The sequence below is a fragment of the Bradyrhizobium sp. genome, from assembly GCF_028868675.1.
Lineage (GTDB): Bacteria > Pseudomonadota > Alphaproteobacteria > Rhizobiales > Xanthobacteraceae > Bradyrhizobium.
This window is the reverse complement of record NZ_JAGWUA010000045.1, coordinates 1-25,533: the sequence shown is the minus strand read 5'-3', so window position 1 is coordinate 25,533 and position 25,533 is coordinate 1. Positions and strand designations below refer to the sequence as shown.

The following is a 25,533-nucleotide window of genomic DNA, read 5'->3' as shown; positions in this document are numbered from 1 at the left end:
TCCGTCACAGGCCGACAGCGCCGATACCGGCTGCCGAGCGCGCCTTGCGGGTTTTCCTGAAGTGGCGCGGTGTTACACGATCGGAACGGCCATTGCCACCCCCGATCGCCCGGCACCGCATCTAGCCGTTAGCTAGGGGCAGCCGGCGGCGATCGCAAGGAAATCGGCCGCCTTCAGGCTGGCGCCGCCGACCAGCGCGCCGTTGACGTTGGCCACTGCCATCAACTCGGCCGCGTTCGACGGCTTGACCGAGCCGCCATAGAGAATACGCATCCGCGTCCCCTCGGTATTGAACCGGGAGGTCAGGAGTTTGCGGATAAAGCCATGAATCTGTTCAACATCCTTGGCCGTCGGGGTGAGCCCGGTACCGATCGCCCAGACCGGCTCATAGGCCACCACCAGATTGGCGGCGCGCGAGCCCTCGGGCAGCGACAGATTGAGCTGGCCGTGCAGGATATCGAGGGTCTGGCCGGCGTCACGCTGGGCTTGCGTCTCGCCGACGCAGACGATCGCGGTGAGGCCGGCGCGCCAGACCGCCTCCGCCTTCTGCTTCACCAGGAGGTCGTCCTCGCCGTGGTCGGCGCGGCGCTCCGAATGGCCGACGATGACCGCGGAGGCGCCTGCGTCGGCCAGCATTTCCGCGGAGATGTCGCCGGTATGGGCGCCCGACGCGTTGGGATGGCAATCCTGCGCCCCGACCGCGACCTTGGTGCCGCGCGCCTTGGCGGCAAAGGCGGCCACCAGCGTCGCCGGCGGGCACACCAGAAGGTCGGCCTTGGCGGCGACGGCTGCCGCGCCGGCGAGCATGGCGTCGAATTCGGCAATGGAGGCCTTCAGGCCGTTCATTTTCCAGTTGCCGGCGATCAGCGGTCGGATGGCTTCGGTCATGTCAAAATCCAGCGAAAGGGCTTTGCGCATGCGCTAGCAGAGCCTGCGCCTCAGTTCCAGAGACCCGGGGCCCTCAACCGCAGGATCGAGTCACCGGATGGGCCGAGGTTGCGGGGGCAAAGCCGCCACTTTATGATGGCTTATCAATCCGGTGACGCGCTTTTGCAGAATCTGCTTTAGAGCGCGATCCGGTTCCCTCCTGCCAAACAAGTTGGACTCAATGCTTCGAGGAATGCGCAAGGCCTCATCAAACTGGCTCGGCAAGACCATCATGGCCGTGGTGATGGGTATATTGATCGTCAGTTTCGGCATTTGGGGTATCGCCGACATCTTCCGCGGCTTCGGCCAGTCGACGGTGGCCAAGGTCGGCGGCACCGAGATTTCGCTGAACGAGTTCCGGCAAATCTATACCGATCGCCTGCAGCAGATCGGCCGCCAGTTCGGCCGGCCGCTGACCCAGGAGCAGGCGCGCGCCTTCGGGCTCGATCGCCAGGTGCTGCAGCAGACCATTGCGGAAGCGGCGCTGAACGAGGAGGCCCACCGGCTCGGGCTCGGCCAGTCCGACGACGAGATCCGCCGCGTCGTCATGAACGATCCGAACTTCAAGGGGGTCGACGGCAAGTTCGATCCGCAGCGCTTCCAGGCGGTGATCCGCAATTTCGGCTTCACCGAGCAGCGCTACATCGCCGAGCAGCGCCGCGTGTCGCTGCGCCGGCAGATCACCGGCACGATCGGCGCCGGCATCGAGCCGTCGAAGACGATGATCGATGCGCTGAGCCGCTACCAGAACGAGCTGCGCTCGGTGGAATTCGTCAAGCTCGACGCCGCGCAGGCGGGCCAGATCGATCCCCCCTCGCCCGAGGCGCTCGCCGCCTATTTCGAGGATCACAAGGTCCAGTTCCGCGCGCCCGAATACCGCAAGATCGCCTTCGTCGTGATCTCGCCGGAAGAGGTCGGCAAGTGGACCGAAGTGTCCGACGAGGACGCCAGGAAGCTGTTCGACCAACGCAAGGACCGGCTCGGCACGCCCGAGAAGCGCGAGGTGCACCAGATGGTATTCCCCAACGTCGAGGAGGCCCAGACGGCGCGCAACCGACTCACGAGCGGATTGTCGTTCGAGGACCTCGCCAAGGAGCGCGGCCTCAATCCGGCCGACGTCGATCTCGGGCTCGTAGCCAAGTCGGCGATCCTCGATCCGGCCGTGGCCGATGCCGCCTTCGCGCTGCCCTCGGGCGAGATCAGCCAGCCGGTGCAGGGCCGCTTCGGCGTGGCGCTGGTCAAGGTCGACAAGATCGAGCCGGGCGTCGAGCCGAACTATGCGGCGGCCGCCCCCGAACTGAAGCGCGAGCTCGCGACCGAGCGCGCGCGGACCAAGGTCGGGGAATTGCGCGACAAGATGGAGGACGAGCGCGGCGGCGGCGCCAGCGTGGTCGAGGCCGCGCAGAAGCTCGGGCTGAGCCCCGTGACCATCGACGCCGTCGACCGTTCCGGCCGCGCGCCGAACGGGCAGCCGGTCGCCAACATCCCCCAGGGCCTCGACGTGGTGTCGCAGGCCTTCAACAGCGACGTCGGCGTCGACAACGATCCGATCTCGTTCCGCGGCGGCTATGTCTGGTACGACGTGCTCGGCATCACACCGTCGCGCGAGCGCAATCTCGACGAGGTCCGCGACCAGGTCGAGGCGCGCTGGCGCCAGGACCAGATCGCCGCCAAGCTGAAGGCGAAGGCGACCGAGATGGTCCAGAAGGTCGAACAGGGCGGCAAGCTCGCCGACGAAGCGTCCGGTATCGGCGCCAAGGTCGAGACCGCCGCGCGCTTCAAGCGCGACGACTCGCCCGCCGGCGCGCCCGCGAGCCTGGTCACCGCTGCGTTCCGAACCGCCAAGGACGGCGTCGGTCAGACGCCCGCCGGCAGCGACGTCGTCGTCTTCCGCGTGACCGACATCGTCGATCCGCCGGTCGATGCGGCCTCGGACGCCGTGAAGAAGATGAAGGAAGACCTCGATCGCTCGCTGACCGACGAACAGGTCGCCGCCTACGTCGCCAAGCTCGAAACCGACATCGGGACCACCATCAACCAGGCCGCCTTCGCGCAGGTGACGGGCGCGAACCAGTAAGTTTGAAAGCACGCGATGGACGACCTGAAATCGATCATTGGAAAAGTGGCGACCGGCGCCAGCCTGTCGCGTGAGGAGGCGGCTTCCGCCTTCGACGCCATGATGTCCGGCGAGGCGACGCCCTCGCAGATGGGCGGGCTCCTGATGGCGCTCCGGGTCCGCGGCGAGACCGTCGACGAGATCACCGGCGCGGTCTCGGCGATGCGCTCCAAGATGCTGCGGGTCGAGGCTCCCCCGGAAGCCGTCGACATCGTCGGCACCGGCGGCGACGGCTCGGGTTCGGTCAACGTCTCGACCTGCGCCTCCTTCATCGTCGCGGGCGCCGGCGTGCCCGTGGCCAAGCACGGCAATCGCGCGCTGTCGTCGCGCTCGGGCGCCGCCGACGTGCTGGCCTCGCTCGGCGTCAAGATCGACCTGAGGCCCGAGCAGGTCGGGCGCTGCGTGAAGGAGTGCGGCATCGGCTTCATGTTCGCCCCGGCCCATCATCCCGCCATGAAGAACGTCGGCCCGACCCGGGTCGAGCTCGCCACCCGCACCATCTTCAACCTGCTCGGACCGCTGTCCAATCCGGCCGGCGTCAAGCGACAGATGGTCGGCGTGTTCTCCCGGCAATGGGTGCAGCCGCTGGCGCAGGTGCTGAAGAACCTCGGTGCGGTCTCCGTCTGGGTCGTGCACGGCTCCGACGGGCTCGACGAGATCACCCTCACCGGCCCGACCTTCGTCAGCGCCCTCCACGATGGCGAGATCCGCAACTTCGAGATCAACCCCGCCGATGCCGGCCTCGAGCGCTGTCACGCCGATGGCCTCAAGGGCGGCGACGCCGACGCCAATGCGGTGGCGCTGCAGAGCGTGCTCGACGGCATGCCGAGCCCCTATCGCGACGTCGCGCTCATGAACGCGGCCGCGGCTCTGGTCGTCGCCGGCCGTGTCAAGGACCTCAAGGAAGGTGTCGCGATCGGCGTGAATTCGATCGACAGCGGGGCCGCCGCCGCCCGGCTGAAGCACCTCGTCGCGGTCTCCAACGGCTGAGCCTCGCATGTCGGACATCCTGACCAGGATCGAGGTCTACAAGCGCGAGGAGATCGCCGCCGCCAAGCGCGCCCGGCCGCTCTCGGCCGTCGAGGCAAGCGCGAAGGCCGCCGGCGCGCCGCGCGGCTTCGTGCGCGCGATCCGGCAAAGGCTCGCGAACGGCGACTATGCGCTGATCGCCGAGATCAAGAAGGCATCGCCGTCAAAGGGGCTGATCCGCGCCGATTTCGACCCGCCGCAGCTTGCCCGTGCCTATGAGGCCGGAGGCGCCGCCTGCCTGTCGGTGCTGACGGATGCGCCCTCCTTCCAGGGTCATCTCGATTTCCTGGTCGCGGCGCGCGCGGCGACGTCGCTGCCCGCCTTGCGCAAGGACTTCATGTTCGACACCTACCAGGTCGCGGAAGCCCGCGCCCACGGCGCCGACTGCATCCTGATCATCATGGCCGCGCTCGACGACGCGGCCGCGAAGGACATCGAGGACGCCGCGATCGCCTACGGCATGGACGTGCTGATCGAGATCCACGACCGCGCCGAACTCGATCGCGCGCTGAAGCTGCGTTCGCCGATGATCGGGATCAACAACCGCAACTTGCGCACCTTCGAGACCACGCTTGCGACCAGCGAGGCGCTGGCGCCGCTGATCCCGCGCGACCGCCTGATGGTCGGCGAGAGCGGCATCTTCACGCCGGCCGATCTCGCCCGGCTCGCGCGCGTCGGCATGTCGACCTTCCTGGTCGGCGAGAGCCTGATGCGGCAGGCCGACGTGGCCGCCGCCACGCGCGCGCTGCTCGCCCGCGAGGCGGCGCCCCGCGCCACGGGCACGCGCTGACATGGCGCGCCGCTCCTCGAAGACAGGCCCCGCGCTGACCCACATCGGCGCCTCCGGCGAGGCGCGCATGGTCGACGTCTCGCAGAAGCCTGCGACCGAGCGCGTCGCGGTCGCCGAAGGCCGCGTCGTCATGACCAGGGCGACGCTCGACCTCATCCTGTCCGGCAACGCCAAGAAGGGCGACGTGCTCGGCACCGCCCGGATCGCCGGCATCATGGCCGCCAAGCGCACCTCCGAGCTGATCCCGCTCTGCCATCCGCTGGCGCTGTCGAAGGTCACCCTCGACATCGAACCCGATGCGAAGCTGCCAGGCTGCCGCGTGAAGGCAACGGTGAAGGTCACGGGTCCGACCGGCGTCGAGATGGAGGCGCTGACCGCGGTCTCGGTCGCCTGCCTGACCATCTACGACATGATCAAGGCGGTGGAGCGCGGCGTGCGGATCGAGGGCATCCATTTGGTCGAGAAGAAGGGCGGCAAGTCCGGCCACTATCGCGCCTGATCGTCTCGAACGATCGTCGAACGGCCCGCAACCTGATTGCAAGCCGACGGCCGTGCGGTCAAAGTCCGGGACATGCGCATCAACCGCACCGATCTTGCCGACTTCGCCTACTTCCTGGCGCTTGCGAAGCATCGCAGCTTTCGTCGGGCCGGCCTCGAACTCGGCGTCAGCGCTTCCGCACTGAGCCACTCGCTGAAAGGACTGGAGGCGCGGCTGGGTGTACGGCTGTTCAACCGGACGAGCCGGAGCGTCACCCTTACCTCCGCAGGGGCAGAGCTGCAAACAGCGCTTGCGGCTCCCTTCGATGCGATCGGCAGCGCGGTGGAGGCGCTGAACCGCTATCGGGCCGAGCCCGCAGGGCGGATTCGCCTCAACGTCCTGGAGCACGCGAGTTCGCTGCTGCTTGGCCCGGTTCTCCCGGTCTTCGTCGAACGCTATCCAGGTATCGAGGTCGACGTCGCCGTCTCAAACTACCTGGTAGACGTCGTCGCGCAAGGGGCTGATGCCGGCATACGGTACGGCGGCACGGTCCCGGAAGACATGGTTGCACAGCGTCTGTCAGGCGACATCCGCTGGGTCGTGGTGGGAGCGCCCGCCTATTTCGACCGCCACGGCGTGCCCGCGCACCCGCGCGATTTGTACGATCACCAGTGCTTGCGCGTACGTCTGGGCGACGACAGCATCTATCATTGGGAGTTCGAGAAGGACGGCGAGGAGCTTGCCATCGACGCTCCGGGCGCGATCACCATCGATGAAACCCCATTCGCGCTCGCGCTGACCGTGGCCGGGACAGCCGTCGCCTATTTGCCTGCGCCTTGCGCCGCACCGCTGATGTCGCAGGGACTCTTGCGCAGCGTCCTCGACGACTGGGCACCCCTGGGGCCGGGCTTCCACATCTACTATCCGGGCCGTCGCCAACTGCCGACGGGGCTGCGCCTGCTGATCGACCTGATCCGCGAGATGCAGCCGTTGGCATTCTGACCCGACGCACCGTCATCGCGAGGAGCGAAGCGACGAAGCGGTCCAGACGGCCTCCGCGGTAACGATCTCGATAGCGGACCAGTTGCCAGAGGCACGCTACGAGGACCGGCGCGGCGTGAAGGATCGATGAATGCGGCTCATCGCTTCATCGCACGGCCAGGGGATGATGACCGACCGCGGCGCGGCTTATGTTCCGTGCACAGATGACGTGTAAGGCGCCACCGCGTTCGCCGACGACGGTGCTCGCCCGAGCCAGCTCTCGCCGTGCATCGCTCATCGTTTCACCAGCGCGAGAGGAGGAATAACCGTGCTTGCGACAGTCATGTACGGACCCCGTGACGTCCGTTTCGAACAGGTCGATGATCCCAGGATCGCCAAACCCACCGATGCCATCATCAAGTTGTCGGCCACCTGCATTTGCGGATCCGACCTCTGGCCTTATCGCGGATTGCAGCCAATGGACGCTCCAGCCCATATGGGCCACGAATACTGCGGCATCGTCGTCGAGGTCGGCAGCGAGGTCAGAACCGTTCGCCCCGGCCAGTTCGTGGTCGGCTCCTTCTGCCTCTCCGACAACACCTGCCCGCACTGCAGGTTCGGCTTTCACTCCTCCTGCGTGCAGCGCGAATTCATGACGGGAGCGCAGGCGCCTTACGCGCGCGTGCCGCTGGCCGATGGCACGCTGGTCGCTACGGCTGAAGTACCGGACGATGATCTCGTACCGCACCTGCTGGCGACGTCCGATGTGCTCGGGACCGGCTGGTACGCCGCCGATGCCGCCAATGTCCGTCCCGGATCGACGGTGGCCGTCGTCGGCGACGGCGCCGTGGGATTGATGGGCGTCCTGGCCGCGAAGGAGAAGGGCGCGGAGCGCATCATAGTAATGAGCCGGCACAAGAGCCGGCAGGAATTGGCGCGGGATTTCGGTGCGACGGACATCGTGGCCGAACGCGGGTCAGCAGGCGTCGGGCGCGTGAAAGAGCTCACGGAAGGAGTCGGCGCGGACTCCGTTCTGGAGTGCGTCGGCACGCAGGAATCCATGACGCAGGCCATCGACTCCGTGCGCCCGGGCGGCTCGATCGGCTATGTCGGGGTCCCTCACGGCGTGACGTTCGACGGACAGGCAATGTTCTTTGCGCAACGGCGCATGCTCGGAGGCCCGGCTCCGGTCCGTCGGTTCCTGCCCGACCTGATGGATCGTGTTCTCGCAGGCAAGATCAAGCCCGGCAGGGTGTTCGACCTCGCGCTGCCTCTCGCCGATGTCGCGGAAGGCTATCGTGCAATGGACGAACGGCGAGCCATCAAGACGATGCTCACCCTGTGAGACCGCGGCGGCGTCGCATGTCGGTAACCGCGATGCCGCAGCCCGGCACGGCCCCGAGCCTCGTAGCGACCTTGCTGCCGATCATGGGGGTGGTCTTCGTCGCCTTTCTCGTCATCGGCATCGCGATGCCCATCCTTCCGCTCCACGTGCACGACGGCCTGGGACTGGGCACTTTCGTGGTCGGCCTGGTCGCCGGCAGCCAATTCGCGGCCTCGCTGGTCTCGCGGCCATGGGCCGGCAACTTCTCCGACAGCAGGGGAGCCAAGCGCGGCGTGGTCGCCGGCCTGCTCGCTGCCGCGGCATCGGGGATTCTGTACCTGGCGTCGCTTGGCTTTACCGAAGCGCCCCTGACCTCGGTCGCGGTACTCCTCCTCGGTCGAGGACTGCTGGGCGGCGCGGAAAGCTTCATCATCACGGCTGCGGTCAGTTGGGGGCTGGCGCTCGTCGATGCCGGGCGCACCGGCAAGGTCATCGCATGGGTGGGTGTGGCGATGTTCGCGGCCTTCGCGATCGGCGCGCCAGTGGGCGCCGCGCTGTACGTCAACTACGGCTTCGCCGCAATCGCGGTCGCGACCGCAGCGGCTCCACTGATCCCGCTGCTGCTCGTGGCGCGGCTTCCCGCGGTTGCGCCGATGGATCAGGTCCGCTTCTCATTCGTCAAAGTGATCGGTGCCGTCTGGGTACCGGGCCTCGGCTCGGCGCTCGGCAGCGTGGGGTTCGGAGCCGTGACCACGTTCGTCGCCTTGCTGTTCGCGAGCCGCGGATGGCCCAACGGGTGGCTCGCCTACACGGCCTACGCGGTCGCCTTCATCATGGCGCGGATATTCTTCAGCCATGTGGCTGATGCGCTCGGCGGGGCCAAGGTCGCGCTGGTGTGTGCGGTCATCGAAGCCGTCGGACAGACACTGATTTGGCTCGCCGTTCGACCCGAGTTGGCCCTGGCCGGCGCGGCGCTCACCGGATTCGGTTTCTCGCTGGTCTATCCCGGCTTCGGCGTCGAGGCGGTCCGCCGCGTGCCTGCCCAGAGCCGCGGTCTGGCCATGGGAGCCTACACGGCCTTTCTCGACCTCGCCCAGGGGTTCGCGAGCCCCGTGCTCGGCCTCGTCGCGACCGGTGCGAGGTTGAACGTCGTCTTCCTCGCCAGCGCCCTGATCGTGGTCTGCGCCGCCATCGTCGCAGCGTGGCTGTTGGCACATCCGCCGACCCCGGACGCGGCCTCGCAATGAGGATGCGATGAGTGGAACATGATCACACGCAGAGACGTGATCGCCTGCGGCAGCGCCGCCGCAGCCCTCGAGATCAACCGGCTGTCGGCGCTGACGCCCGAAACGCACAAGGAGTCCGAAATGGAACTCGACATCAAGAGAAACGGTTCGCGTGCCTCACAAAGGGGCCCTGACGGCTGGTTCACCGGGATGGTTCGGATCGACCCGCTGTTCCAGGCTCCCGATCCCGCTCGCGCAGGCGGCGCGCTGGTTACGTTCGAGCCGGGCGCCCGTACCGCGTGGCACACGCATCCGCTCGGTCAAACCCTGATCGTCACCGCCGGGCTCGGATGGGTCCAGCGCGAGGGAGGCACGATCGAGGAAGTCCGGCCCGGCGACGTGGTCTGGTTTCCGCCGGGCTTGAAGCACTGGCACGGCGCTGCGCCAACCACGGCAATGACCCACATCGCCATTCAGGAGTCCCTCGGCGGCAAGGCCGTCGACTGGATGGAGAAGGTCAGCGACGAACAATATCGGAAGTGAACGGCCGCACCTTCTCGTCGGCTTCGGGCCGAGACCTGCCGCGGCGTGCCGGCTAATTCGGCACCGTCGTCTTCGGCGCGGGGCGCGCGGCCGCGTTCAGCGTGGTGGCGCCGTGCAGGAAGTCGAAGGCCGCGTGCAGCGCCTTGTCGTCCTTCTCGTCGGGCGGAACGTAGGATTGCGAGCCGGTCTGCTCGCCGCCGCCGACCGCGGAGAGATGGCCGCGCATCGACGCCTCGCCCATGGTGTCGTTGCGGCCGCTGAGTTCGGGCGGAACGTCCTGCAGGATCTCGATGTCGGGCGCGATGCCCTGGGCCTGGATCGAGCGGCCCGACGGCGTGTAGTAGCGCGCCGTGGTCAGCGCCAGCGCGCCGTTGGCGGAGCCGAGCGGAATGATGGTCTGCACCGACCCCTTGCCGAACGAGCGCGTGCCGATCAGGGTCGCGCGCTTGTGATCGTGCAGCGCGCCGGCCACGATCTCCGAGGCCGAGGCCGAGCCGCCATTGATCAGCACGACCAGCGGCTTGCCCTTGGTGAGGTCGCCGCCATGCGCGGTGTAGCGCTGGGTCTCTTCCGGGTTACGGCCGCGCGTCGACACCACCTCGCCACGGCCGAGGAAGGCGCTGGACACCGAGACCGCCTGGTCGAGCAGTCCGCCAGGATTGTTGCGGAGGTCGACGACGTAGCCGGCGAGCTTCTCCGCCGGGACATCCCTGGAGATCGATGCGATCGCCTTGCGCAATCCATCGGTGGTCTGGTCGTTGAACGAGGTGATGCGGATGTAGCCGATATCGCCCTCGGTGCGATAGCGCACCGGCCGCACATGGATGATCTGCCGCGTGATCGCGATCTCGAGCGGCTTGTCGGCGCCCTTGCGCACCACGGTGAGCTTGGTCTTGGTGTCGACCGGCCCCTTCATCTTGTTGACGGCCTGCTCCAGCGTCATGCCCTGCACCGCCTCGCCGTCGATCTTGGCGATCAGGTCGCCCGACAGGATGCCCGCCTTGGCCGCCGGCGTATCGTCGATCGGGGCCACGACCTTGACGAGGCCGTCCTCCATGGTGACCTCGATGCCGAGGCCGCCGAACTCGCCGGAGGTGGTCTCCTGCATCTCGGTCCACGACTTCGCGTTCATGTAACGCGAATGCGGGTCGAGCGAGGTCACCATGCCGGTGATCGCGCCCTCGATCAGCTTGGCGTTGTCCGGCTTCTCGACGTAGCTCGCCTTGACCCGCTCGAACACCTCGCCAAACAGGTTGAGCTGCGAATAGGCGCTATCGGCACCCGCCGCCGCCCGCGCGCCGGTCACCCAATTCCCGCCGTGGGGGCCGGTCACCAGGAGGGTCAGGGAGGCGCCCGCGAGCGCGCCCAGGGGGAACAGCAGGGACTTCCGCATGGATGAGCTGGCCTTTATCGGTTGCGGTCGGACCGAGCCTGCAAATGGCGATCCAGCCCGCTTCTCACAATAGCTTTCCGGTTTCTTCAAGGCCAGTCTGCCAGGTCGACGGCCTGGTCCCGAAACCCCGCTTGTCGCGGGTGCCGAGCCAATAGCCGAATTGCGGCGGCACGTTGCGGAACGGCCCCTCGACGCCCAGTTTCAGGGCGGCATCCATCGGCCAGTTGGGATTGTTGAGGATTTCGCGTCCGACCGCGATCAGATCGGCCTGGCCCCGCCTGAGAATCTGCTCGGCCTGGTCGCCATGGATGATCAGCCCGACCGCCATGGTCATGATGTCGGCATGGTGCTTGACGTAGTCCGAAAGCGGCACCTGGTAGTTGTACTTGATCTCCTTGCCGAGAATCGGCGCGACGTCGGTGATGCCGCCGGAGGAGCAGTCGATCACGTCGACGCCCTTGCCCTTCAGGATGGTCGCGAGCTTCACGCTCTGCTCCGGGCCCCAGCCGGCATTGTCCTCGACCGACAGCCGCACGAACAGCGGCTTGCCCGCCGGCCAGTGCTTCCGCACCGCCTCGGTGACCTCGATCAGGAACCGCATGCGATTGAGCTCGGAGCCGCCATAGGCGTCGTCGCGCTGATTGGAGCGCTCGGACAGGAACTCGTGCACGAGATAGCCGTGCGCGCCGTGCAGCTCCAGCACGTCGAAGCCCGCCTCATGCGCCCTGCGCCCGGCCTGTCCCCAGGCCTCGACGAGGTCCTTCACCTCGGCTGTCCCGAGCGCGCGCGGCACCGGCCATTTTTCGCTGTGGGCGATGGCGCTGGGAGCAACCGGCGTCCAGGCGTCCCAGTCCTCGATCTCCGGCCTTCGCGTCAGCGGGCCGTCGCCTTCCCAGGGCCGGTTGGCGCGCGCCTTGCGGCCGGAATGGCCGAGCTGGATGCCGGCGACCGCGTTCTGCTCATGGATGAACTTCACCAGCCGGCCGAGAGGCGCGATGAACTTGTCGTCCCAGATGCCGAGATCGCCGACCGTGCCGCAGCCGCGGCGCTCCACCTTGGTGGACTCGACGATCACGAGGCCGGCGCCGCCGGCGGCGAACTTGCCCGCATTCATCAGGTGCCAGTCGGTCGGAAATCCCTTCACCGCCGAATATTGATGCATCGGCGGCACCACGATCCGGTTGCGCAAGGTGACGTCGCGGACCGAAAGCGGCGAAAAGAGCTGAATTCCGGACATGACGTTTTCCCCGCGGCGGTCGTCTTGGCGACGGCGCGCCGACGATATACGGATCGTTGGATACGGCAAAGCCGCCGCGCGCCGGTCGCCCGGAAGCCATGCAATTTTGGGATGGTATCCGGCTCTTGGACGCGATAGGCGATGAGACAAAGGAAGATCCGAGTCCCCGGGGAGGACAACAATGAACGAAACAATCCGGCCGCAACGGAACGTCGAGCTCGGCGCCAGCAACGAAACGTTCCAGAACCTGCACGAGTTCGTGCGCAAGGCGCGCGCCAATCTCAACCAGAACGCCTGGGACTACATCGTCGGCGCCGCCGAGACCGAGACCACCATGCGCCGCAACCGCATGGCGCTGGACGAGATCGCGTTCCGCCCGCGCGTGCTGCGCGACGTCCGCAAGGTCGACGGCTCGGTCGAGCAGTTCGGCCGCAGGCTGCGCCTGCCGGTGGTGCTGGCCCCGGTCGGCGCGCTGGAGATATTCGATCCCAATGGTGCCGCGGCCGTGGCGCGCGGCGCTGGCGCATTCGGCGCATCGCACATGCTGAGCTCGGTGTCGGAACCCGGCCTCGAGAAGGTCGCCGAAGCCGCGCCCGACGCGCTGCGCTTCTACCAGCTCTATGTCCGCGGCGACGACGCCTTCGTCGAGGACGTGGTCAGCCGCTCCATCAAGAACAACTATGCCGGCTTCTGCCTGACGGTCGACACCGCCCACTACAGCCGTCGCGAACGCGACATCGCCAAACGCTATGTTCGCGAGAGCCGGCTGCGCGCCACCGGCGGCGACTACCAGAAGGGACTGAACTGGCGGACCGTGAAGCTCGTCAAGGACAAGTTCAAGATCCCGCTCATCATCAAGGGCATCGCGACGGCCGAGGACGCGCAGATCGCGATCGACCATGGCGTCGAGTGGATCTACGTCTCCAACCACGGTGGCCGCCAGCTCGATCACGGCCGCGGCGCCATGCATGTGCTGCCGGAGATCATCGACGCCGTGAAGGGCCGCGCCAAGATCATGGTCGATGGCGGCTTCTGCCGCGGCACCGACGTGGTGAAGGCGATCGCGGCGGGCGCCGACCTCGTCGGCATCGGCCGCCTGCAGTGCTGGGCGCTGGCCGCCGCCGGCGAAGCCGGCGTGACGCGGATGCTGGAGCTGCTGGAGGACGAGGTGCTGCGTTGCCTCGGCCTGCTGGGCGCGACCTCGTTTGCCGAGGTCAACAAGGCCTGCCTGCATCCGGCGACGGCCACCAACGCGCCGAGCGTGTTCAGCGCGTTTCCGCTCTTGGACATCGAGCCATACCGGTACTGAGGTCAAATGACGGCTCTCTCCCCCGGCAGCGCCGACGCCCTCCTGTTCGATCTCGGGCGCGTGGTGCTCGACATCGACTTCTCCAGGGCGATCGCCTGCTGGGCGGGGCACGCGGGCTGCGCGCCCGAGACCATCGTCGCGCGCTACGTGCGCGACGAGGCCTACCGGCTGCACGAGGTCGGCAAGCTCAGCGACGCCGCCTATTTCGAGACGCTGCGCACAGCCCTCGGGATTGCGATTTCCGACGACCAGTTCCTGGAGGGCTGGAACGCGATCTTCGCCGGCGCGATGCCGGACATCGCCCATCACTTGCCGCGCGCGGCGCGGCACATGCCGCTCTATGCCTTCTCCAATACCAACGCCCCGCACGTCGAATATTTTTCGAAGGAATTCGCCGGCCTGCTCGGCCACTTCCGCGAGATGTATCTGTCCTCCAGCATCGGCCTGCGCAAGCCGGACGCTGCCGCCTTCGACCATGTCGTGCGGGCGATCGGCCTGCCGGTCGGGCGCGTCGTCTTTTTCGACGATCTTGCCGAGAACGTCGAAGCTGCGCGCGCCCGGGGTCTGCAGGCCGTGCACGTCACGACGGCCGCCGATGTCGGCAATGCGCTGAAGGCGCTGGGGATCTGAGGCGGCAGCGCGCCCGGTCAGCGGATGAAGGTCGTCAGCGACGAGTAGCGCTTGCCGCGCTGGCCTTCGCCCGGAAGGAACTGGGCGAACACCTCGCGGACACGGACGGCCGGCGACGCGTTGCGCAAGCTATCGTCCGATCGCGGCGCGTAGGTCGTACTGTCGTAGAGCGCGGCATCGAAGCGCCCGCGGCCCGCATCCTCGCCGAACATGGCGTCGGACACGACCAGCAGCGCAAACAGCGCCGCAGCTACGATGGCGCACTCCCTCAACACGGGCATCGGATGCGAGCCTCCCCTTTGCCGGGAGGATGCATGGCCGGCCGCGAAGGCCGGGTTTACGGCCGTGCGGCATCTTCCGGCACGGTTGGCCGCCGGTGAGCGGAATGCGGAGAATTCTAATCATGTCGGTCCCGGAGGACTGACGACGTAACCTGGGCAACCGTCGACAATGCGGACCGCAAGGGTTTTTCATGCCGTATCGCCCTTTTGCCTCCACGCCTCGGCTCGGCTAGAACGCCCCTTCGCGATTTGCGGAAAGCAGGAGTTTCGCCCGTGGCCCTGATGCCGGTTTCCGATGCGCTGGCCGCCGTGCTTGCGGGCGCCGCACCCATGCCCGAGGAGATGGTCGCGCTGGATGAGGCCTGGCACCGCGTGCTGGCGCGCGACGTCGCCGCCTTGCGCACCCAGCCGCCGCAGGCGATGTCGGCGATGGACGGCTATGCCGTGCGCGCGACTGATGCGGCGCGGGTGGATACGCAGCTCACCGTGACCGGCGAGGTCGCGGCCGGCCGGCCCTTTGCCGGGCATGTCGGGCCCGGTGAAGCCGTGCGGATCTTTACCGGAGGCGTCGTTCCCGACGGCGCCGACGCCGTGGTGATCCAGGAGGACACGGTCGCCGACGGCAGGCTGATCACGATCAAGGAGGCCGCGATCGCCGGGAGGCACATCCGCCCCGCCGGCGTCGACTTCCGCGAGGGCGACGTGCTGCTGAAGGCCGGAACCCGGCTCACCGAGCGCGACCTGTCGCTCGCCGCCGGCATGAATCATCCCCGGCTGCCCGTCCGCCGCCGGCCCAGGATCGCGATCCTCGCCACCGGCGACGAGCTGGTGATGCCCGGCACCACACCGGGCGCAGGCCAGATCGTGTTCTCCAACGGCTACGCGCTGCATGCGCTCGCCCGCGCCGAAGGCGCCGACACCGTCGATCTCGGCATTGCCGCCGACACCGTGAAAGCCACCACCGCCGGCATCCGCCGCGCCCGCGACAGCGGCGCCGATATCCTGATTACCACCGGCGGCGCCTCGGTCGGCGACCACGATCTGGTCAAGCCGGCGCTGGAGGCCGAGGGGTTTGAACTGGCGTTCTGGAAGATCGCGATGCGGCCGGGCAAGCCGATGATGCACGGCCGTCTCGGCGCCATGCGGGTGATCGGCCTGCCCGGCAATCCCGTGTCGTCCTATGTCTGCGGCTTCCTGTTCATGGTGCCGCTGATTCGCGCCCTCGCCGGCCGCAACGCGATTCACCACCGTCGCGAACGCGCCGTGCTCGGGCGCGACGTTCCCGCCAACGACGCGCGCGAGGACTATCTGCGCGCGAGGCTCGAACAGCGCGAGGACGGCACGCCGGTCGCGGTTCCCGTCAACCACCAGGACTCCTCGCTGCTGGCGAATCTCGCTGCGGCACAGGCGCTTCTCGTGCGCGCGCCGTTCGCGCCGAAGGCCGCTTCCGGCGCGCCTTGCGAGGTGCTGCGCCTGCCGGTCTGAGCGCTGCGCGCGCGGCAAGCCTCCGAGCTTCGGAACGTTCACGGTAAATTAAGTAGTTGCGGAACACATATCGAACATATAGTGTCCGTTCATGATTTGTTTCGAGAATTTCGCTGGCAACCGCTGAAATCCAGCGTCTCGGAATCGAACGACATCAACCCGGGGGATTTGGTCGAGATGTTGACGCGCAAACAATACGAGCTTCTGCGGTTCATCAGCGAGCGTCTGAAGGAAAGCGGCGTGCCGCCCTCCTTCGACGAGATGAAGGACGCGCTCGATCTGCGCTCGAAGTCGGGCATCCACCGCCTGATCACGGCGCTGGAGGAACGCGGCTTCATCCGCCGCCTGCCGAACCGCGCCCGCGCCATCGAGGTCATCAAGCTGCCCGAGTTGCAGGCCTCCGGCAGCGCCCGCCGCGGCTTCACCCCGAGCGTCATCGAAGGCAATCTCGGCAAGGTCCGCGGCTCGAGCGCGCCGGCGGACGAGGGCGAGCGCCCGGTCGCCGTTCCCGTGATGGGGCGCATCGCGGCCGGCACCCCGATCGAGGCGCTGCAGACCCGCAGCCACACCATCAGCGTGCCACCCGACATGCTCGGCTCCGGCGAGCACTACGCGCTCGAAGTGCGCGGCGACTCCATGGTCGATGCCGGCATCCTCGACGGCGACATGGCGCTGATCCAGCGCAACGAGAGCGCCGACACCGGCGACATCGTGGTGGCGCTGATCGACGACGAGGAAGCCACCCTGAAGCGCTTCCGCCGCCGCGGCGCCTCCATCGCGCTCGAGCCGGCCAACACCGCCTATGAGGTGCGCATCCTGCCGCCGAACCGGGTGAAGATTCAGGGCAAGCTGATCGGGCTGTACCGGAAGTACTGAGCACCGCCTTGCGGGCTCGTCATCCAGGCTGTTCTGGGACGGGCCGCTTGCCGAAAGCTACGTGCGAGACGGACGGAGGAAGCGTCCGCCCGTAGTTGCTGTGCCCTACGCCGAGTACGGATACAGGCTTGTCAAAGCGCCTGCGGTCGCGAACGGACGAATGGAATCAAACGCGCTCGCCCCCTGGTCCGTTCCTGATCAATCGGAAAAGATATTGTGATCGCGTGCCGCGCCTGCGAGCCGCAGATTTGCCTTCAACCGCGCAGACGTTTGGACGCTTCCACTCTGATAGAGGCCTGCGCCTCGAGGGAGGCGTGGGTTGCTATCTCGAACGAGGAGCACCTGCGATGTGTGACTACAGCCTGCATGCGGTTGCGACCCGCCCCGCTCAAGTCGGCGAGACGCTGGTCACGACGACCTTCCGCGGCACCTCGACGCGCGGCTTCGCCTCGGAGAGCGATCTCTCCTGCGCGGTCTGCCTGCTGCCGGGCACCGAGCTCGCCTTCGCCGATAACGTCCGCTACGACAATCGCTGGATCTGGACGCGCACCGTCAACTCGCGCGTCGGCAAGTTCGGCAAGGTCGATCCGCACATTCCCGATCGGCACCACGACGCGATCGAATTCCCCGACGGCAAGTCCGTACTGGTGACGCAGCTCGTCGAGGGCCAGCGCGCGACCGTGCTGCAGCTGCCGGTCACGCATGCGCCTGCCGAGCACAAGCCGCAGACAGCACCCGAGCGGCTGCCGCCGGTCACCCGCCTGCCGATCGGCTGACGGCTCACTCCTCGGCCTGCAGGTCGGCCTCCGACGGCGTTGCGTCCTTGTTGCGCGGCACAGCCGGCCTTGGCGCGAGGCTCGCTTCGATATTGCCATCGCCGGCGGCTGCCGGCGACCAGGGACGGCTTGCACCCCGCGGCCTGCCCGGCGCCACCGCAAATCCATCGCCATTCCGCGACAGCGCCAGCGCGCCCTGCCGGCGCAGGCGCTCCCGATCCACCACCATGGACGTGCACTCCGGAGCCGCAGGCGTTGCCGCCACCACGAGCGCGGCCCGGCTGCAATCATCCGCAAGCGCTTCGGCGCGCAGCGCCAGCGCGACCAGGCGACCGTCGGCAAGCGGGCTCACGCAGCCGGCATCGTCGCAGGAGACGCCATCGCCGAGCGAGGTGTCACTGACGGCCCGCGGATCGGCATCGGCTGCGAGCCACTCCCTCAAGAGAAAGGCGTCCTTGCCGGTGCGGATCAGATGCAGACGCCCGTCCCCGCCCCGCACCGCAACGCTGTGGCCGTCGCCGGCGATCAGAACGTCCGGCTGCCGCACCGACAACGCCCAGCCGATCGCAAGCGCCAGCACCAGCGCGCCGGCCCAGCGCAGCGGCGTGCGCAAGAGCCCCATCAGGATGATACCGATGCTCGCCGCGATCAGCGGCGCGATGCCGAACGCAGCGATGCGCCCGACCGCGCCGGGCAGCGCCGCAACGGCGCGCGCGACCGCGACCATCCAGTCGATGCCGATCCCCATCAGCCACCAGAACACCCCGTCGAGCCCGAACGGCGCCGCTAGGAGGCCGAGCAGGCCTGCCGGCATCACCAGCGCCGAGACCACGGGCATCGCCGCGAGATTGGCGAGCACGCCGTAGGGCGTGACGCGATGGAAATGGAAGGCGGCATAGGGCGTGGTCGCGAGCCCCGCCACAAGCGAGGCCAAGAACAGCATGACGATCTCGCGGCCGCCCCACAGCGCCACGCGCGCGGTCGCCGAATGCTCGGGCGAGGCGAACAGGTTCGGCATGCCGACCTGCACCAGCGCGACGAGGCCGAGCGTTGCCGCAAACGACATCTGAAAACTTGGATGCACCAGCGCCTCGGGCGCCATCGCGAGCACGATCATCGCCGCGACCGCCAGCGTGCGGAAGGTGATGGCGCGGCGGTCGACCATCACCGCGATCAGCACCACCGCCGTCATGAAGAACGAGCGTTGGGTGGCGACCTCCGCTCCCGACAGCAGCAGGTAGAACGCGGCCGCAACCAGCGCCGCGGCCGCCGACCATTTCTTGATCTGAGAGCTCATGGCCAGTCCTGGGATCAGCGCCAGCAGCGCGCGCACCGCGAAAAACACCACGCCGGCGACGACCGCCATGTGATAGCCGGAGATCGACAGCACGTGCCCGAGGCCGGAGATGAACATGGCGTCGTTCACCGGCGCGGTGATCGCATCGCGGCGTCCGGTGAGGAGCGCGGTGGCAATGGCGCGATTGTCGCCATCGAGCACGTTGCGGATGCGGAAATCGATGCCGTCGCGCAGTCCCTGCATGATCGCCGCGTAACGCAGTCGCAAGCCGCCGCCGTCCGGCGGCGCCGCGCTCGCAATCGCGCCCATGACGAAACCCGAGGCGCCGATACCCTGGAAGAACATGTCGCGGGAAAAATCGTAGCTGCCGGGCCGCACCGGAGCGAGCGGCGGCAGGAGCTGCGCCTTGAGCTGCACAAAACTGCCGACCTCGGGCGCCGTGCCCTTGCGCACCGACAGGCGAACGCGCTCGAGCCTAACCTCGCTGCGCGGCGCGTCCATCTCCGTCACGCGCAGCACAAAACGGTCGCTGCGCTCACGGATGTCGCGGGTCTCGACAAAACCCGACAACGATGTCGCATAGAGCGGTTTTGCCAGCACCGTGTGGGCGACCCGCGCGGACCGCACCGTCGCCGTGGCAAAGCCGGCGGCCACAGCGGCGATCATCACGGCGGACACGAACAGCCTGCTGCGCCTGAGCAGCACAGCGCTCGCCGTGAGCACAATCGCCGCGACCACCGTGACCGACAGCACCGGCTCGTGATCGGCTGCGAAATAAAGTGCAATGCCGCTGCCGAAGGCTATGGGCACCCAGGGCAACAGTCGCCCGGCGCCGGCCTCGGCCTTCACCCAGCCGCGCAGCGTCTCGGCGAGCGACGACCAGGCGCCGAACCCCGCCGGCGCAAGGCGGCCCCTGCCCGCCCTGCCCACAGGCCAGGTCCCGGCAATGCCCTGTTGCGAACGCTGCGGCCGGGACGGCTCGGCCATGACGCTTGACACCCTGCAATACGCTTGCGCGCAGCAAGGCTACCGGAGGGCGAGACCGCCGCGATAGGAGAACGGATGCAGAATGAACCGAAAAAGTGGCTGCGCCGCTAAATCAGCGGCTCTTTCGACGAGGCGTGGTGATTGACGATCTTCCAGCCGCCATCCTCGTGCACGATGACCCAGCTCATCTTGACCGTAAGCGGTGGACGTTCGCCGGCCAGATCAAACGAGAAGATCGCGGCCATGTTGATCACGCCGGGCGCGACCATCGCCGATGCCACCTCGGAGAATTTGACGCTCGGCGCGCGAAAGCGCGGCAGGCCGTCGAAATAGGCGGCGACGCCGTCGCGGCCGCGATAGAGTTTTGGGTTGGAGCCGAAGAAGAACGCGTTCTTCGCATAGAGTGAGGACAGCGCGGCGGCATCGAGCGTGGCGAAGCCCGCGGCCCATTTCGCCATGATGGCGGAGACGATGGCGTCGGCGTCGTCCTGCATGGCCTGCCCTCTCAGCCCTTCCTCAACCCTTGGCGACTTCCCTGGCAAAGGTGTCGCGCAGGCCGATGGTGCGGATGAACACCGGCCTGCCGGGCGACGAATCCTTGTCGCGCACGAAATAGCCCTGGCGTTCGAACTGCATCGGCTCGGTCGCGCTGCTCTCGGCGACCGACGGCTCGAGCCGCGCATCGGGGAGCATCTCCAGCGACTGCGGGTTGAGGTCGGCGGCGAAATTGGCCGCGTCCGGGCTCGGATTGGAGAACAGCTGGTTGTAGATGCGTACCTCGGCAGGCACCGACTGTGCCGCCGGCAGCCAGTGCATGGTCGCCTTGACCTTGCGGCCATCGGGCGCGTTGCCGCCCTTGGTCGCGGGATCATAGGTGCAGCGCAGTTCCACCACCTCGCCGGCATCGTTCTTGATGACGCCGGTGCATTTGACGAAATAGGCGTAGCGCAGTCGCACCTCGTTGCCCGGCGACAGGCGGAAGAATTTTTTCGGCGGGTTCTCCATGAAATCGTCGCGCTCGATGAAGATCTCGCGGCCGAAGGCGATCTTGCGCGTGCCGGCGGTGGGGTCGTCGGGGTGGTTGATCGCCTCGAGCTCCTCGACCTGCCCTTCCGGATAGTTCTCGATCACGACCTTGAGCGGCCGCAGCACCGCCATGCGCCGCTGCGACGTGCGGTTCAATTCCTCGCGGATGCAGAATTCGAGCATGCCGACGTCGACCACGCTGTTGGCCTTGGCGACGCCGATGCGCTTGATGAATTCGCGCAAGGCCGCCGGCGGCACGCCGCGGCGGCGCATGCCCGCGATCGTCGGCATGCGCGGATCGTCCCAGCCCGCGACATGGCCGTCGCGCACCAGCAGCGTCAGCACGCGCTTGGAGAGCAGCGTGTAGGTCAGGTTGAGCCGCGCGAATTCGTACTGGTGCGGCTTTGACGGCACCGGCAGCTTTTCGATGAACCAGTCGTAGAGCGGCCGGTGGTCCTCGAACTCCAGCGTGCAGATCGAATGCGTGATGCCCTCGATCGCGTCCGACTGGCCGTGGGCGTAGTCGTAGCTCGGGTAGATGCACCATTTGTCGCCGGTGCGCGGATGATGTGCATGCAGGATGCGGTACATCACGGGGTCGCGCAAATTGATGTTGGGCGAGGCCATGTCGATCTTCGCGCGCAGCACGCGCGCGCCGTTCGGGAACTCGCCGGCCTTCATGCGGCGGAACAGGTCGAGGTTTTCCTCCACCGAGCGGTCGCGGAATGGCGAGTTCTTGCCGGGCTCGGTCAGCGTGCCGCGGGAGGCACGGATCTCCTCCTGGGTCTGGTCGTCGACATAGGCGAGGCCGGCGCGGATCAGCCCCTCGGCCCAGTCGTACAGCCGCTCGAAATAATCGGAGGCGTAGAACAAGTTCTTGTCCCAGTCGAAGCCGAGCCAGCGCACGTCGGCCTGGATGGAATCGATGTATTCCTGCTCCTCCCTGACCGGATTGGTGTCGTCGAAGCGCAGATGGCAGCGGCCGGCAAACTCTTGCGCAATGCCGAAATTGAGCGCGATCGACTTGGCGTGACCGATATGCAGATAGCCGTTCGGCTCCGGCGGGAACCGGGTCACGATCTCCTTGTATCTGCCCTGGTCGAGATCGGCCTGGATGACGTCGCGAATGAAATCGCGCCCCACCTCAGTCGCCACCGGTTCTGTCGCCATTCGCCAATATCCTGTCGGGAAATCAGCGGTCCTTCTGCCAAATTCGATGGCGGCAGCCAAGCCCTGATACGAGCCCTGATCCAAGCCGGGTGCTTCGCCGGCAGGCTTTAGTTATGCGCAAGTCCTGCTATACACCACCGCTTCCAACGCATGGGCCGCTCCCTTCATGACCGATTCCGTCGTCACGCGCTTTGCCCCCTCGCCGACCGGCTTCCTCCATATCGGGGGCGCCCGCACCGCGCTGTTCAACTGGCTCTATGCGAAGAAGCACGGCGGCCGGATGCTGCTCAGGATCGAGGACACCGACCGCGAGCGCTCCACCAAGGAGGCGATCGACGCCATCCTCGACGGGCTGAAATGGCTGGAGCTCAACTGGGACGGCGAGGTCATCCACCAGTTCAGCCGCGCCGCCCGCCATCGCGAGGTCGCCGAGCAACTCTTGGCCGAGGGCAAGGCCTATCGCTGCTACGCCACGCCCGAGGAACTGACCGCGATGCGCGAGAAGGCGCGCGCTGAAGGCCGCACGCGCCTCTACGACGGCCTGTGGCGCGATCGCGATCCCGCGACCGCGCCGTCAGGCATGAAGCCGACCATCCGCCTGCGCGCGCCGCAGACCGGCGAGACCGTGATCGAGGACCAGGTGCAGGGCCGCGTGGTCTGGCAGAACGAGAACCTCGACGACCTCGTGCTGCTGCGCGGCGACGGCACGCCGACCTACATGCTCGCGGTCGTGGTCGACGACCACGACATGGCGGTGACCCACATCATCCGCGGCGACGATCACCTGATCAACGCGGCGCGCCAGAAGCAGATCTACGACGCCATGGGCTGGGCGCTGCCCAGCATGTCGCACATCCCGCTGATCCACGGCCCGGACGGCTCGAAGCTCTCCAAGCGTCATGGCGCGCTCGGCGTCGACGCCTACCGCGCCATGGGCTATCTGCCGGCGGCGCTACGCAATTACCTCGTCCGGCTCGGCTGGAGCCACGGCGACCAGGAGATATTCTCCACCGGGGAGATGATCGCGGCCTTCGACCTGTCCGGCATTGGGCGAGCGGCGGCACGCTTCGATTTCGCCAAACTGGAAAACCTCAACGGCCACTACATCCGCGAGGCCGACGATGCGACGCTGGTGAAGATGTTCGAGGACGTGCTCGACCACGTTCCCGGCCGCGCCGAGCTCAAGGCCAAGCTGAACGACGCCACGCGCGCGCAACTCCTCAAGGCGATGCCGGCCTTGAAGGAGCGCGCCAAGACCCTGATCGAGCTGATCGACGGCGCCTATTTCATCTTCGCCGACCGGCCGCTGGAACTCGATCCGAAGGCGGCCGCGCTGCTGACGCCGGAGAACCGGACGCTGATCGGGCGACTGCATTCCGCGCTTCAGAATGTCGGCGACTGGAGCGCCGCCGGCGCCGAGGCGGCGCTGCGCGCCTTTGCCGAGGAAAATAGTCTCAAGCTCGGCGCGGTCGCCCAACCGCTGCGGGCGGCGCTCACCGGTCGCACCACCTCGCCCGGGATTTTCGAGGTTCTGGACGTCCTGGGACGGTCGGAAAGTCTCGCCCGGCTTAACGATCAGGCTACGACGTAAGTAGCTCTTGGCCGGGTCCGTCTTGCAGCGCACACAGCAATAATATACCCATTCCACCCGTACCTTCTGGACATTCCGGCCTGCCCCGCCACGCCTTGGGCGCACCAGGTCCGGCCCGTTTCATAGATATCATCGGGGATAACGATGGACGTAAAATCCAACACGAAAACCGCAACGCTGACGGTGGGCAACAAGAACTACGAGCTCCCGATCCTCAGCGGCAGCGTCGGGCCTGACGTCGTCGACATCGGCAAGCTCTACGGCCAGTCGGGCCTGTTCACCTACGATCCGGGCTTCACCTCGACCGCGAGCTGCCAATCCAAGATCACCTATATCGACGGCGATGCGGGCGTGCTGGAATACCGCGGCTATCCGATCGAGCAGCTCGCCGAGCACGGCGATTTTCTCGAGACCTGCTACCTCCTGCTGTACGGGAACCTGCCGACAGCCGCGCAAAAGAAGGACTTCGACTTGCGCGTGATCCGGCACACCATGGTTCACGAGCAGATGGTCCGATTCTTCCAGGGCTTCCGCCGCGATGCTCACCCGATGGCGGTGATGGTGGCCTGCGTCGGCGCGCTCGCTGCATTCTATCACGACTCGACCGACATCAACGATCCGCGGCAGCGCATGATCGCCTCCATGCGGATGATCGCCAAGATCCCGACGCTGGCCGCGATGGCCTACAAATATTCCGTCGGCCAGCCCTTCGTGTATCCGAAGAACTCGCTGAAGTTCGCCGAGAACTTCCTGCACATGTGCTTCGCGGTGCCCTGCGAGGAGTACAAGGTCAGCCCGGTGCTCGCGGACGCGCTGGAGAAGATCTTCATCCTGCACGCCGACCACGAGCAGAACGCCTCGACCTCGACGGTGCGCATCGCCGGCTCCTCCGGCGCCAATCCGTTCGCCTGCATCGCGGCCGGCATCGCCTGCCTGTGGGGCCCGGCCCATGGCGGCGCCAACGAAGCCGCGCTCGCCATGCTCGCCGAGATCGGATCGGTCGACAAGATTCCGGAATTCATCGCCAAGGTGAAGGACAAGAACAGCGAAGTCCGCCTGATGGGTTTTGGCCACCGCGTCTACAAGAACTACGATCCGCGCGCCAAGATCATGCAGAAGATGTGTCACGCGGTGCTGAAGGAGACCGGCCACGGCGACGATCCGATGCTCAAGGTCGCCCTCGAGCTCGAGAAGATCGCGCTCAGCGACCAGTACTTCATCGACCGCAAGCTCTATCCGAACGTCGACTTCTATTCGGGCATCACGCTGAAGGCGATGGGCTTCCCGGTCTCGATGTTCACCGTGCTGTTCGCGGTCGCCCGCACCGTCGGCTGGATCAGCCAGTGGAGCGAGATGATCGAGGACCCGCAGCAGAAGATCGGCCGCCCGCGCCAGCTCTACACCGGCGTCGGCCGCCGCGATTACGTGGAGATGGACAAGCGGAAGTAAGCGCGGATCGCGTGAGAAATCAAAAGCCGGATGCGGTCGTCGCGTCCGGCTTTTTCTTTGTAGGGCGGATTACGCTCCGCTAATCCGCCCTACGAAACCCGCCGCCCCTTGTACATCGTCGCCAGCACGATATCGGCGGCGCGCACGCTCGGCGGCTGGTTGCCGGTCGAGAGGATCCCGTCGATTTTGCCGAATGCCTCGACCTGCTTGCGGCGCAGTTCGCTGTCGCTGAGCACCTCGCGCAGCGCATCGGCGAGTTTTTCAGGCGTGCAGTCTTCCTGCAAAAACTCCGGGATGACATTCTCGCCGATCACGAGGTTGGCCAGGATCACCGAGTTCACCTTGATGGCGCGGCGCAGGATCCAGGCTTCCATGCTGCCGGTACGATAGGCCGTCACCATCGGCACGCCGGCCAATGCCAGCTCGAGCGTCACCGTGCCGGATTTGGCGAGCGCAGCTTGCGCAATCCGGAATTTGGCGCGCTTCTCCTGCTCGCCGATCACGACTTGCGGCTGCACCGGCCATGTCTTGACGGCTTCCACCACCGCTTCCTGCAGATGCGGCATGGTCGGCAGCACCAGTTCGAACTTCGTGCCCTGTTCCTGCAGCCGC

At 67.0% G+C, this 25,533-nt stretch carries 22 protein-coding genes and 1 pseudogene; 15 read left to right on the top strand and 8 right to left on the bottom strand.

What is annotated here, in order from left to right; genetic code table 11:
* Positions 1-132 precede the first annotated feature (132 nt).
* Entirely contained in the window at positions 133-888 is a 756-nt protein-coding gene (gene tpiA, locus KGM94_RS08740; RefSeq protein ID WP_300256947.1) for a triose-phosphate isomerase, read from the bottom strand.
* Between the two features lie 220 nt (positions 889-1,108).
* Between tpiA and KGM94_RS08735 the strand changes: the two genes are divergently transcribed.
* From KGM94_RS08735 to KGM94_RS08700, 8 genes are all read left to right on the top strand, one after another.
* A complete protein-coding gene (locus tag KGM94_RS08735; protein WP_300256945.1) occupies positions 1,109-3,004 on the top strand; it encodes a peptidylprolyl isomerase in 1,896 nt (631 codons plus the stop codon).
* A gap of 15 nt (positions 3,005-3,019) precedes the next feature.
* Positions 3,020-4,033, top strand: a complete 1,014-nt coding sequence (gene trpD / locus KGM94_RS08730) for an anthranilate phosphoribosyltransferase (protein WP_300256943.1) — start codon at positions 3,020-3,022, stop codon at positions 4,031-4,033.
* A 7-nt stretch (positions 4,034-4,040) separates the two neighbouring features.
* The gene (gene trpC, locus KGM94_RS08725; protein ID WP_300256940.1) at positions 4,041-4,862 is read left to right on the top strand and encodes an indole-3-glycerol phosphate synthase TrpC; all 822 of its coding nucleotides are present in this window, start codon (positions 4,041-4,043) and stop codon (positions 4,860-4,862) included.
* A 1-nt stretch (position 4,863) separates the two neighbouring features.
* Complete coding sequence (moaC, locus tag KGM94_RS08720; RefSeq protein ID WP_300256938.1) at positions 4,864-5,361, top strand: cyclic pyranopterin monophosphate synthase MoaC; 498 nt, start codon at positions 4,864-4,866, stop codon at positions 5,359-5,361.
* Positions 5,362-5,433: 72 nt separating this feature from the next.
* Entirely contained in the window at positions 5,434-6,342 is a 909-nt protein-coding gene (locus tag KGM94_RS08715; protein ID WP_300256936.1) for a LysR family transcriptional regulator, read from the top strand.
* Between the two features lie 307 nt (positions 6,343-6,649).
* Positions 6,650-7,666 carry a zinc-dependent alcohol dehydrogenase family protein gene (locus KGM94_RS08710; RefSeq protein ID WP_300256933.1) on the top strand — a complete coding sequence of 339 codons (1,017 nt, stop codon included), beginning with the start codon at positions 6,650-6,652 and terminating at the stop codon, positions 7,664-7,666.
* Between the two features lie 17 nt (positions 7,667-7,683).
* A complete protein-coding gene (locus KGM94_RS08705) occupies positions 7,684-8,892 on the top strand; it encodes an arabinose transporter (RefSeq protein ID WP_300256931.1) in 1,209 nt (402 codons plus the stop codon).
* 120 nt (positions 8,893-9,012) lie between these two features.
* Positions 9,013-9,414, top strand: coding sequence for a cupin domain-containing protein (locus KGM94_RS08700; RefSeq protein WP_300256949.1), 402 nt, complete (start codon positions 9,013-9,015; stop codon positions 9,412-9,414).
* Positions 9,415-9,466: 52 nt separating this feature from the next.
* Here KGM94_RS08700 and KGM94_RS08695 read toward each other — a convergent pair whose 3' ends face one another.
* Positions 9,467-10,807, bottom strand: coding sequence for a S41 family peptidase (locus KGM94_RS08695; protein ID WP_300256929.1), 1,341 nt, complete (start codon positions 10,805-10,807; stop codon positions 9,467-9,469).
* A 64-nt stretch (positions 10,808-10,871) separates the two neighbouring features.
* Complete coding sequence (locus tag KGM94_RS08690; protein ID WP_300256927.1) at positions 10,872-12,044, bottom strand: NADH:flavin oxidoreductase/NADH oxidase; 1,173 nt, start codon at positions 12,042-12,044, stop codon at positions 10,872-10,874.
* Between the two features lie 181 nt (positions 12,045-12,225).
* On the opposite strand from KGM94_RS08690, the gene KGM94_RS08685 reads away from it, so the two are divergent.
* Entirely contained in the window at positions 12,226-13,353 is a 1,128-nt protein-coding gene (locus tag KGM94_RS08685) for an alpha-hydroxy acid oxidase (protein ID WP_300256925.1), read from the top strand.
* A gap of 6 nt (positions 13,354-13,359) precedes the next feature.
* Positions 13,360-13,983 carry an HAD-IA family hydrolase gene (locus tag KGM94_RS08680; protein WP_300256923.1) on the top strand — a complete coding sequence of 208 codons (624 nt, stop codon included), beginning with the start codon at positions 13,360-13,362 and terminating at the stop codon, positions 13,981-13,983.
* Between the two features lie 17 nt (positions 13,984-14,000).
* Here the strand turns inward: KGM94_RS08680 and KGM94_RS08675 are convergent, their stop codons facing one another.
* Complete coding sequence (locus KGM94_RS08675) at positions 14,001-14,264, bottom strand: hypothetical protein (RefSeq protein ID WP_300256920.1); 264 nt, start codon at positions 14,262-14,264, stop codon at positions 14,001-14,003.
* A gap of 273 nt (positions 14,265-14,537) precedes the next feature.
* Here KGM94_RS08675 and glp point away from each other — a divergent pair, with 273 nt between their 5' ends.
* The 3 genes from glp (at position 14,538) to KGM94_RS08660 (ending at position 17,401) form a co-directional block, all read left to right on the top strand.
* Positions 14,538-15,749 (top strand): gephyrin-like molybdotransferase Glp, encoded by a 1,212-nt coding sequence (gene glp, locus KGM94_RS08670; protein ID WP_300256917.1) that lies wholly within the window; start codon positions 14,538-14,540, stop codon positions 15,747-15,749.
* Positions 15,750-15,926: 177 nt separating this feature from the next.
* Positions 15,927-16,625 (top strand): transcriptional repressor LexA, encoded by a 699-nt coding sequence (gene lexA, locus KGM94_RS08665; protein ID WP_300256913.1) that lies wholly within the window; start codon positions 15,927-15,929, stop codon positions 16,623-16,625.
* Between the two features lie 347 nt (positions 16,626-16,972).
* Positions 16,973-17,401: a hypothetical protein gene (locus tag KGM94_RS08660; RefSeq protein WP_300256910.1), complete on the top strand. Its 429-nt coding sequence runs from the start codon at positions 16,973-16,975 to the stop codon at positions 17,399-17,401.
* Positions 17,402-17,405: 4 nt separating this feature from the next.
* On the opposite strand, the gene KGM94_RS08655 is transcribed toward KGM94_RS08660, so the two are convergent.
* The 3 genes from KGM94_RS08655 to KGM94_RS08645 form a co-directional block, all read right to left on the bottom strand.
* A complete protein-coding gene (locus KGM94_RS08655) occupies positions 17,406-19,685 on the bottom strand; it encodes a ComEC/Rec2 family competence protein (RefSeq protein WP_300256907.1) in 2,280 nt (759 codons plus the stop codon).
* 107 nt (positions 19,686-19,792) lie between these two features.
* Positions 19,793-20,179, bottom strand: a complete 387-nt coding sequence (locus KGM94_RS08650; protein WP_300256904.1) for an SgcJ/EcaC family oxidoreductase — start codon at positions 20,177-20,179, stop codon at positions 19,793-19,795.
* 22 nt (positions 20,180-20,201) lie between these two features.
* Positions 20,202-21,881 (bottom strand): glutamine--tRNA ligase/YqeY domain fusion protein, encoded by a 1,680-nt coding sequence (locus KGM94_RS08645; RefSeq protein ID WP_300256901.1) that lies wholly within the window; start codon positions 21,879-21,881, stop codon positions 20,202-20,204.
* A gap of 166 nt (positions 21,882-22,047) precedes the next feature.
* Here KGM94_RS08645 and gltX point away from each other — a divergent pair, with 166 nt between their 5' ends.
* Both gltX and gltA read left to right on the top strand, forming a co-directional pair.
* Positions 22,048-23,472: a glutamate--tRNA ligase gene (gene gltX / locus KGM94_RS08640; protein WP_300256899.1), complete on the top strand. Its 1,425-nt coding sequence runs from the start codon at positions 22,048-22,050 to the stop codon at positions 23,470-23,472.
* A 144-nt stretch (positions 23,473-23,616) separates the two neighbouring features.
* Positions 23,617-24,921: a citrate synthase gene (gene gltA / locus KGM94_RS08635; protein WP_300256897.1), complete on the top strand. Its 1,305-nt coding sequence runs from the start codon at positions 23,617-23,619 to the stop codon at positions 24,919-24,921.
* A gap of 89 nt (positions 24,922-25,010) precedes the next feature.
* On the opposite strand, the pseudogene KGM94_RS08630 reads toward gltA, so the two are convergent.
* Positions 25,011-25,533, bottom strand: a pseudogene (locus tag KGM94_RS08630) (lipid-A-disaccharide synthase); the annotation flags it as partial.

Excerpts from the sequence above, each read along its gene's own strand:
- moaC (WP_300256938.1), top strand. The coding sequence starts at position 4,864 with ATGGCGCGCCGCTCCTCGAAGACAGGCCCCGCGCTGACCCACATCGGC.
- KGM94_RS08680 (WP_300256923.1), top strand. The coding sequence starts at position 13,360 with ATGACGGCTCTCTCCCCCGGCAGCGCCGACGCCCTCCTGTTCGATCTC.
- KGM94_RS08685 (WP_300256925.1), top strand. The coding sequence starts at position 12,226 with ATGAACGAAACAATCCGGCCGCAACGGAACGTCGAGCTCGGCGCCAGC.
- KGM94_RS08695 (WP_300256929.1), bottom strand. The coding sequence starts at position 10,807 with ATGCGGAAGTCCCTGCTGTTCCCCCTGGGCGCGCTCGCGGGCGCCTCC.
- gltX (WP_300256899.1), top strand. The coding sequence starts at position 22,048 with ATGACCGATTCCGTCGTCACGCGCTTTGCCCCCTCGCCGACCGGCTTC.
- KGM94_RS08690 (WP_300256927.1), bottom strand. The coding sequence starts at position 12,044 with ATGTCCGGAATTCAGCTCTTTTCGCCGCTTTCGGTCCGCGACGTCACC.
- tpiA (WP_300256947.1), bottom strand. The coding sequence starts at position 888 with ATGACCGAAGCCATCCGACCGCTGATCGCCGGCAACTGGAAAATGAAC.
- KGM94_RS08675 (WP_300256920.1), bottom strand. The coding sequence starts at position 14,264 with ATGCCCGTGTTGAGGGAGTGCGCCATCGTAGCTGCGGCGCTGTTTGCG.
- gltA (WP_300256897.1), top strand. The coding sequence starts at position 23,617 with ATGGACGTAAAATCCAACACGAAAACCGCAACGCTGACGGTGGGCAAC.
- KGM94_RS08650 (WP_300256904.1), bottom strand. The coding sequence starts at position 20,179 with ATGCAGGACGACGCCGACGCCATCGTCTCCGCCATCATGGCGAAATGG.
- KGM94_RS08705 (WP_300256931.1), top strand. The coding sequence starts at position 7,684 with ATGTCGGTAACCGCGATGCCGCAGCCCGGCACGGCCCCGAGCCTCGTA.
- trpC (WP_300256940.1), top strand. The coding sequence starts at position 4,041 with ATGTCGGACATCCTGACCAGGATCGAGGTCTACAAGCGCGAGGAGATC.
- KGM94_RS08645 (WP_300256901.1), bottom strand. The coding sequence starts at position 21,881 with ATGGCGACAGAACCGGTGGCGACTGAGGTGGGGCGCGATTTCATTCGC.
- KGM94_RS08655 (WP_300256907.1), bottom strand. The coding sequence starts at position 19,685 with ATGGCCGAGCCGTCCCGGCCGCAGCGTTCGCAACAGGGCATTGCCGGG.
- KGM94_RS08700 (WP_300256949.1), top strand. The coding sequence starts at position 9,013 with ATGGAACTCGACATCAAGAGAAACGGTTCGCGTGCCTCACAAAGGGGC.
- KGM94_RS08660 (WP_300256910.1), top strand. The coding sequence starts at position 16,973 with ATGTGTGACTACAGCCTGCATGCGGTTGCGACCCGCCCCGCTCAAGTC.
- KGM94_RS08735 (WP_300256945.1), top strand. The coding sequence starts at position 1,109 with ATGCTTCGAGGAATGCGCAAGGCCTCATCAAACTGGCTCGGCAAGACC.
- KGM94_RS08715 (WP_300256936.1), top strand. The coding sequence starts at position 5,434 with ATGCGCATCAACCGCACCGATCTTGCCGACTTCGCCTACTTCCTGGCG.
- lexA (WP_300256913.1), top strand. The coding sequence starts at position 15,927 with ATGTTGACGCGCAAACAATACGAGCTTCTGCGGTTCATCAGCGAGCGT.
- trpD (WP_300256943.1), top strand. The coding sequence starts at position 3,020 with ATGGACGACCTGAAATCGATCATTGGAAAAGTGGCGACCGGCGCCAGC.